General features: G+C 50.3%; 9 protein-coding genes. 5 read left to right on the top strand and 4 right to left on the bottom strand.

Annotation, left to right across the window (positions count from 1 at the left end):
• Nucleotides 1-198 precede the first annotated feature (198 nt).
• Together C3B51_RS12600 and C3B51_RS12605 are read right to left on the bottom strand one after the other, a co-directional pair.
• Nucleotides 199-1,581: a sensor histidine kinase gene (locus C3B51_RS12600; protein WP_130245255.1), complete on the bottom strand. Its 1,383-nt coding sequence runs from the start codon at nt 1,579-1,581 to the stop codon at nt 199-201.
• Nucleotides 1,574-2,257, bottom strand: a complete 684-nt coding sequence (locus C3B51_RS12605; protein ID WP_130245256.1) for a response regulator transcription factor — start codon at nt 2,255-2,257, stop codon at nt 1,574-1,576. The genes C3B51_RS12600 and C3B51_RS12605 overlap by 8 nt, the downstream gene beginning before the upstream one ends.
• 136 nt (nt 2,258-2,393) lie before the next feature.
• Between C3B51_RS12605 and C3B51_RS12610 the strand changes: the two genes are divergently transcribed.
• Nucleotides 2,394-2,588: a hypothetical protein gene (locus C3B51_RS12610; RefSeq protein ID WP_130245257.1), complete on the top strand. Its 195-nt coding sequence runs from the start codon at nt 2,394-2,396 to the stop codon at nt 2,586-2,588.
• Nucleotides 2,589-2,619: 31 nt separating this feature from the next.
• Here the strand turns inward: C3B51_RS12610 and C3B51_RS12615 are convergent, their stop codons facing one another.
• Nucleotides 2,620-3,126 (bottom strand): lactoylglutathione lyase family protein, encoded by a 507-nt coding sequence (locus tag C3B51_RS12615; RefSeq protein ID WP_130245258.1) that lies wholly within the window; start codon nt 3,124-3,126, stop codon nt 2,620-2,622.
• 94 nt (nt 3,127-3,220) lie between these two features.
• Here C3B51_RS12615 and C3B51_RS12620 point away from each other — a divergent pair, with 94 nt between their 5' ends.
• The 4 genes from C3B51_RS12620 (at nt 3,221) to C3B51_RS12635 (ending at nt 5,714) form a co-directional block, all read left to right on the top strand.
• Nucleotides 3,221-4,090, top strand: coding sequence for a LysR family transcriptional regulator (locus C3B51_RS12620; protein WP_130245259.1), 870 nt, complete (start codon nt 3,221-3,223; stop codon nt 4,088-4,090).
• 116 nt (nt 4,091-4,206) lie between these two features.
• Nucleotides 4,207-4,542 (top strand): zinc ribbon domain-containing protein YjdM, encoded by a 336-nt coding sequence (locus tag C3B51_RS12625; protein ID WP_125719066.1) that lies wholly within the window; start codon nt 4,207-4,209, stop codon nt 4,540-4,542.
• Between the two features lie 356 nt (nt 4,543-4,898).
• Nucleotides 4,899-5,147: a hypothetical protein gene (locus tag C3B51_RS12630; RefSeq protein WP_130245260.1), complete on the top strand. Its 249-nt coding sequence runs from the start codon at nt 4,899-4,901 to the stop codon at nt 5,145-5,147.
• Between the two features lie 75 nt (nt 5,148-5,222).
• Complete coding sequence (locus tag C3B51_RS12635; protein WP_240701897.1) at nt 5,223-5,714, top strand: lipocalin family protein; 492 nt, start codon at nt 5,223-5,225, stop codon at nt 5,712-5,714.
• Between the two features lie 572 nt (nt 5,715-6,286).
• Here the strand turns inward: C3B51_RS12635 and C3B51_RS23940 are convergent.
• Entirely contained in the window at nt 6,287-6,433 is a 147-nt protein-coding gene (locus C3B51_RS23940; protein WP_240701896.1) for a hypothetical protein, read from the bottom strand.
• Nucleotides 6,434-6,758: the final 325 nt, after the last annotated feature.

Here is a 6,758-nt window from a genome sequence, read left to right on the forward strand (position 1 = left end):
GGATGACGGTGTTTAGAGCGACTCTGCTCCCAACGCCCCCTCGGTCATCCCGTGCTCCGACACGGGATCTGCTTACCGACACCTCTTTTGTTCCCTTTGGTATGAACGCTACGCTTGGTGGATCCCGACGCACAAGCCTGGATGTCGATATAGAGAAGTGTGCTTAGGAAGTAAATAAGTGACTCACACCAGCGATGACTAATCGCTCCGTGCAGAGCGTGTGGGGATCTCAATATTAAATACGGCACCGGGCTGCTGTTCAAGCAGGCATAGCTGCGCTTTATGTACGTCGCAAATAGCCCGCACTATGCTGAGTCCAAGGCCATTGCCAGGGCGGCCACGGCTGATATCGGCACGATAGAACTTATCAAAGACTTTTGGCTGGTCGCCCAAAGGGATCCCGGGGCCATCGTCACCAACTTGCAGCAGGGCGCTGTCGGTATGACTTTGTAGCCGCAGCCATACATGGGCATCGCTGTGGCTGTGTTCCAGTGCATTTTCCAGCAAATTACAGATCAACTGACCCAGCAAGTCTCGATCGCCATGGCAATGCACGGCGGGCACAATTGACACCTCAAAGCGTCGGCCGCTGTCTTCAAAAACCGGCTGGTAGCTTTGTGCCAGCTCGTCAATCAGGGCCGATAAATCAAAGGTTTTAAAGCCCTGAATATGCTTACCCGATTCGATGGCATTTAGACGCACCAGGTTGTTAAAGGTATTGATAACCTGCGCCAGTTCATTGTTGGCTTTGTCGATATGGCCTTCGAGGATTGCCGGGTTGTCGAGGTCCTGAACCATGCTTTGCAGGCGATTTGAAATGCGCGATAAAGGCGTTTTCAGGTCATGGGCTATCCCCACCGACATGGTTTTCAGATTGCCATGCAGCCGGGTGATTTCATCCAGCATGCGGTTAATGGCAAGGCTGAGCGCAACTATGTCCGGGTTTGAGGTGCTCACTTTGGTGCGCTTTGAATCCGGCGAGTGAGCTACCTGAGCCAGTTGCTCGGATAATGCCTGCAAAGTGCGGGTGCGCTTGTACTGCAACCAGGCAATGGCAGCCAAAATCAGCGGCAGGCTGAGCAGGGCAAACCAGTATGTTATTTGGCGATAAAATTCGGCCCTGTGGGCGTGCAATTCGTCTCGTTTTTGCCAGTAATGTAGTTGCAGCTCGTCGGATAAGTTCACCGAAGCTGACAGCAGTTCTACATTGCCTTCCTCGCCAAGTGATACACTTTGCCACTGTGGCGTTGAGGTCACGGTTAGCTTGGTATTGGCGCCCAACAGTAACCGCTCTTGCTTAAACAGCGCAACCAGCCAGCCTTCGTCGAACAAATGGGCCTGCGCTTCGTTATCGGGCCAGACTTCATCTTCCTCCAGCTCAAATTCCTCTAACACGTGTTCCAGGCCATGCTCTTCCAGTGCGCTCTCAATCTCGCCCAGAAACTCCTCAAACTCGTGTTGTTGCACCTGTTTATCCTGCCACACCAACAGCTGACCTGTGAGCCACAGCATCAACAGCAGAGTGGCCCAGAGCGCGCCGCCAAGCAGTGCTGTGTGCTTAAGATGATAACGGCTAATCATAGTGACTGCCCGTCAGCAGGTAACCGCTGCCACGAATGGTTTTGATCATGTCAAAGGCAAAGGGCTTATCCAGCTTATTGCGCAGGCGGCTGACATGGGTTTGCACCAGGCTGGTTTTGGGGTCGAAACTAAATCCCCAGACTTGTTCCAGTAACATGGTTTTGGTGATTAGCTGCTCGGGATTTTGCATCATGAATTCCAGGATCTGATATTCCTTAGGCATCAGCTCAATTTCTTGTCCGGCCCTGTATACCCGGCGCGACGTGCGGTTGAGCCGCAGTTCGCCAATCACCAGCTCCAGAGTATCAGCTCTGAGCGGCTGACGCCTGGCAAGGGCTTTTAAACGGGCATATAGCTCGGCGAATGCAAAGGGTTTGACCAGATAATCGTCGGCACCGGCTTCAAGCCCAGCGACTCGATCGGCGGTATCACTCAGTGCGGTGAGCATGATGATGGGTGTTCTGACTTTACTGGCGCGCAACACCCTGACCGCGTCCAGACCGTCCATGTTGGGCAACAAGCGGTCAAAAATAATCACATCAAAGGCAGTGGCCGAGGCGCTGAGCATAGCCTGCTCAGCATTATTGCAATGCTGCACGCGGGCATTGTGCTGCGCCAGCCCGGCGCAGATAAACTCAGCTGTATCCGGGTCATCTTCAACTAATAAAATATGCATACAAACTTGAGGTTAGCGTCACTGTATTAAAGCATATCGTATTTTTGCGCCGCTTTGGCATACAATTTTGTATTGTGCTTTTTTTGCGCCTGTGTATAAATTTAAGCCAATCTATAATGAGCATAAGGAAATACATATGACAGACAAACAAGTCGAAGCCGGGCCTAACCCGGGCCTGTATATTGGAATTGGCGCAGGTATTGGGACTGCCATTGGCGCTACGGTTGGGGTAACTTTTGATATTCTGGCTTTTTCCATTGCTCCGTGCGCGGGCGCTGGCATAGCCCTGGGTGTTGCGCTGTGGGGCGCTAACAAGCAAGCCGGTAAATAAACAGGGCCGGTAGGTCCAGCCCCGTGCGGTGCTATTCCTGATAGGCGCCTGCGCTGTAGATCAGCTCATAACTGTGGCTGTAAATCTCAACGATGTTGCCAAATGGGTCTTCCATATAAATCATCCGATAGGGCTTTTCGCCGGGGTAGTAATAGCGCGGCTTTTCCATTCTTCGTTTACCACCTGCGGCCACGATTTTATCTGCCAGGCCTTCCACATCCGGATCTTGCACGCAAAAATGAAAGACACCGGTTTTCCAGTATTCAAAATTATTATCAGGATTGGTCTGGTTATCGAACTGAAATAGCTCTACGCCAATACGATCGCCGGTAGACAAGTGCGCAATGCGAAAGCGCTTCCAGCCCGCGCCGAATACGTCGGTGCACATTTCTCCGATGGCGCTGTCGTCTTCAACAATGTCGGTGGGGGGCATAATGACATACCAGCCCATTACCTGAGTGTAAAACTCAACGGCCTTTTCCAGGTCGGGGACTGAGATGCCAATATGCGAAAAATTACGTGGATAAACTTGGCTCATAGAATGCTCTCCTCTGTTTGAATACTGTGCAGGTTACAAAGACTCAGCTATCAAGTAAAATTATTAAAAATAATCAAAATAAGTACATTTTGTAATGATCAATAACACCTGGCTGCGAACATTTTGCGCCCTTGCTCGGATTGGGCACTTTACTCGCACGGCTGAGCAACTGCATATGACGCAATCGGGCGTGAGCCAGCATGTGCAAAAGTTAGAGGCGCACTTTGGCGTTGCTTTGCTGCTGCGCGACGGCAAGCAGGTTGTGCTGACGGAGGCCGGGCACCGGCTGCACACGCAGGCAAAGCAAATTTTGCAAAGTTTGTCGGACCTTGAGTCCAGTATAGGTGAGGATCCGCCGTTTGAGGGCGCAGTCAGCGTGATGTCACCCGGCAGTGTCGGGCTCAGGTTATATCCGCACTTGCTGGCATTGCAGACGCGCCATCCTGAACTTGTCATCGATCACCGTTTTGCACCGAATGAGACAATCATCAAGGCGGTGGCACAGGGCAGTGCAGAACTTGGCCTGACCACGTTAAAGGCTAAATCGGCTGAGGTCAGATGTGAGGCAATCGCCACCGAGCCTTTGCTATTGGTAACACCTGCAAAGGTACATACGCCAAGCTGGGAAAATCTGGAATCGCTGGGATTTATCGACCATCCCGATGGCGCACATCACAGCCAGCTGTTGCTCAATGCCAATTTTGCGCAATTTCAGCACTGTGCTCAGTTTGCATGCAAAGGCTTTTCTAACCAGATCAATCTGATCCTGGAGCCTGTAAGCCGGGGGATAGGGTTTACTGTGTTGCCTGCTTTTGCGGTCGAGGCCTTCGCCCGGCAGGAACAAATACGTGTTCATTCGCTGGAACACCCCGTAAGTGAAACTATTTACCTGTGCACAGCGCGGCGGGGCCGCTTGCCTGCCAGAGTACACACTGTGATAGCGCAGGCCAAAAGCGGCCTATAATCGCAACGCGTTTATTCTCACCTGCACTAAATCAATAAATATGGGCTTAGCACTGGCACATCCGGGGCTGAGCCATTACTATGCAGACCAAATGAATCAATACGTAGTAAGTAATTATGTCTTTACCTCCTTGCCCAAAATGTAACTCTGAATATGTTTATCAGGACCAGAGTAATCTGGTTTGTCCTGAGTGTGCCTATGAGTGGAACCCAAATGAAGTCAATGAAGACGATCTGATCCAGGTAAAAGATGCCAACGGCGCATTGCTGGCCGACGGCGACAAGGTGACGGTTGTCAAAGATCTGAAAATCAAAGGCAGCTCTCAGGTGATCAAAATTGGCACCAAAGCCCTGGTCCGCCGTGTGCTGGACAAAAAAGACCATGAATTGGATTGTAAGGTCGATGGCGTGGGCGAAATGATGGTCACTGCTAAGTTCGTGAAAAAAGCCTGATTGTCTATCTCAGCACGGGGGCCGGGGTGATGTCGTTTAGAGCGCGTATATTCCCGACGCCCTCTCGGTCATCCCGTGCTCCGACACGGGATCTGTCTACCGACACCTCTTTAGTTCCCTTTGATATTAACGCTGCGCTTAGTGGTTCCCGGCTCGTAGGCCAGGATGACGGCGTTTAGAGCGACTCAATGCCCGACGCCCCCTTAGTCATCCCGTGCTCCGACACGGGATCTGCTCACCAACAACACCTCAGTTAACTCTGGCTCCTGATATTGCAATTTGATGATCTCCGGCTGTGATGTGACCGGCACCTATTTGTGTTAGGGTAAATTAACCAAATAGTCAGAAGGTCTGTTATGGGGTTCAAAGTAAATCATTACGCCGCGAAAACAATCAGTCGCTCCAACACCATGGATTGGGAAACGGTTGCCATTGAACTTATCATTGGTGCTATATGTTGTGTTATCGCCATTGCTGGGTTTAAGGCCAATATGTTGCTGATATTTGTTCCGGCTGTGCTTATCACTCTGATCTGCATTGCGGGTGCCTGTTATAATCTGTATTTCTGGATTGTGGAGCGCCGTGAAAAACGCACCAAACAGTGAACCGGCGCGTTTTCTTAGCCGTAATAAAGCCTGTTGGTTTAGAAGGAGCACACATTGAAAACACTGTTAATTATTATGATGACGCTGGTCCTTAGCAGCTGTCTGGGCATGCCGCAGGGCGTGCAGCCTGTGGGGAATTTTGAGCTTAATCGCTATCTGGGGAAGTGGTATGAAATTGCCCGTCTGGATCATTCTTTTGAGCGTGGGCTGAGCAAAGTCACGGCCCAGTACAGCATGCGCGATGATGGCGGCGTAAAGGTCATCAATCGTGGTTTTAATGCCGAGGAAAACCAGTGGCGCGAAGCCGAGGGCAAAGCATTTTTCGTCAATCAGGATGATGAAGCTTATCTGAAAGTCTCTTTCTTCGGTCCGTTTTATGGCGCCTATGTGGTGTTTGAACTGGATCACGACAACTACCAGTACGCCTTTGTCTCAGGCCCGGACACCGATTATTTGTGGCTGCTTTCAAGGACTCCGCAAGTGGACCAGGCTATTATCGACAAGTTTGTGCGTATGGCGGATGAGCGCGGCTTTGATACCGATTCACTGATTTTTGTAGCGCAGTAACTTAGCACGCTCGGCGCTAACCTAGCGGCAACTGAATCCTGGCACTGCGCTGAACCGTGCAATTGACCAGCGTCAGCTGGCCGTTGTGCCGCTCACCAATATTTTTGCACAGCAGCAGACCAATGCCTTTGTGATTTACTTTTGTTGTCTAAAAAGGCGCAAACGGATTGTCTGGATTACTCACTCTCTGAGCCTGAATGTCGATAAAGGTATACGGGTGGTCTTGCTGACGACAATCTCAACACGGCCGGTTCGTCACAGATCTCCAGTGTATTGCTTTTGTCAAAAGAGGCAATCGGGGTGGGCAGCTGCTCAATCAGCCGAAACAACAAATTGGCCTGATGCAAGATTTAAGTTGATTGACTCAGCGCTCCTTAATCTCAATAAGCCGCTTAAGCTGACTATGTTCCGGCTCCTTGCGCTGAAAACCTAGCTTAGACACCGGACCATTTTCAACTAAACCAGACCTCTAGCTCTGTGCTTTCCAGCTCAGATTTTAAGATCTCCAGGCTCGTCTGATGCGACAGTATTTCTCGCTGTTGATTTATATCCACCTGCAATTACTGATCTTTCTACTGTTGCGGCGCCCGTTTTGCATCTTTAAGAAACTGCGCCAGATTGGCATCCTGAAGCTGCATAATCATCCTGTCGGGTGTGGCCTTAGCACCCGGACGCGTCACAACCTCTTCAACCGTGGCCTCACTGGCTGCAAAAGGCACCTATGCTGTTGGCTGAGCAAGCAGCCGGCCTGTCACAATGACAAACAACGCAATACCACCCAGCCACAACCAGTTTACTTTTGTGCTCTTTTTCTGCTCGCTCTGTATGTCCATACCATGCTTCTGTGGGTATTTGGGGATGGTCGTTACAAGTCATGTGTTATTTATAACTTATTGTATTTTATATGTTTGTGAGTTTCAAAGTGTGGGTTCAACGCGGTGAATTGTGGAAATGGGAATAAGCTTGGTTAGGGTTTTGTTGAGTTCTATGGTGTTTTTTTGGTAAATTATTTCTCAGTATATTGTAAGGATAACTAGGAATTAT

This window comes from Pseudoalteromonas rubra (genome assembly GCF_004212645.1).
Classification (GTDB): domain Bacteria; phylum Pseudomonadota; class Gammaproteobacteria; order Enterobacterales; family Alteromonadaceae; genus Pseudoalteromonas; species Pseudoalteromonas rubra_G.

Bases quoted from the DNA above. Each gene is read 5' to 3' on its own strand.
- C3B51_RS12600 (WP_130245255.1), bottom strand. From the start codon at position 1,581: ATGATTAGCCGTTATCATCTTAAGCACACAGCACTGCTTGGCGGCGCG.
- C3B51_RS12605 (WP_130245256.1), bottom strand. From the start codon at position 2,257: ATGCATATTTTATTAGTTGAAGATGACCCGGATACAGCTGAGTTTATC.
- C3B51_RS12620 (WP_130245259.1), top strand. From the start codon at position 3,221: ATGATCAATAACACCTGGCTGCGAACATTTTGCGCCCTTGCTCGGATT.
- C3B51_RS12635 (WP_240701897.1), top strand. From the start codon at position 5,223: ATGATGACGCTGGTCCTTAGCAGCTGTCTGGGCATGCCGCAGGGCGTG.
- C3B51_RS12630 (WP_130245260.1), top strand. From the start codon at position 4,899: ATGGGGTTCAAAGTAAATCATTACGCCGCGAAAACAATCAGTCGCTCC.
- C3B51_RS12610 (WP_130245257.1), top strand. From the start codon at position 2,394: ATGACAGACAAACAAGTCGAAGCCGGGCCTAACCCGGGCCTGTATATT.
- C3B51_RS12615 (WP_130245258.1), bottom strand. From the start codon at position 3,126: ATGAGCCAAGTTTATCCACGTAATTTTTCGCATATTGGCATCTCAGTC.
- C3B51_RS12625 (WP_125719066.1), top strand. From the start codon at position 4,207: ATGTCTTTACCTCCTTGCCCAAAATGTAACTCTGAATATGTTTATCAG.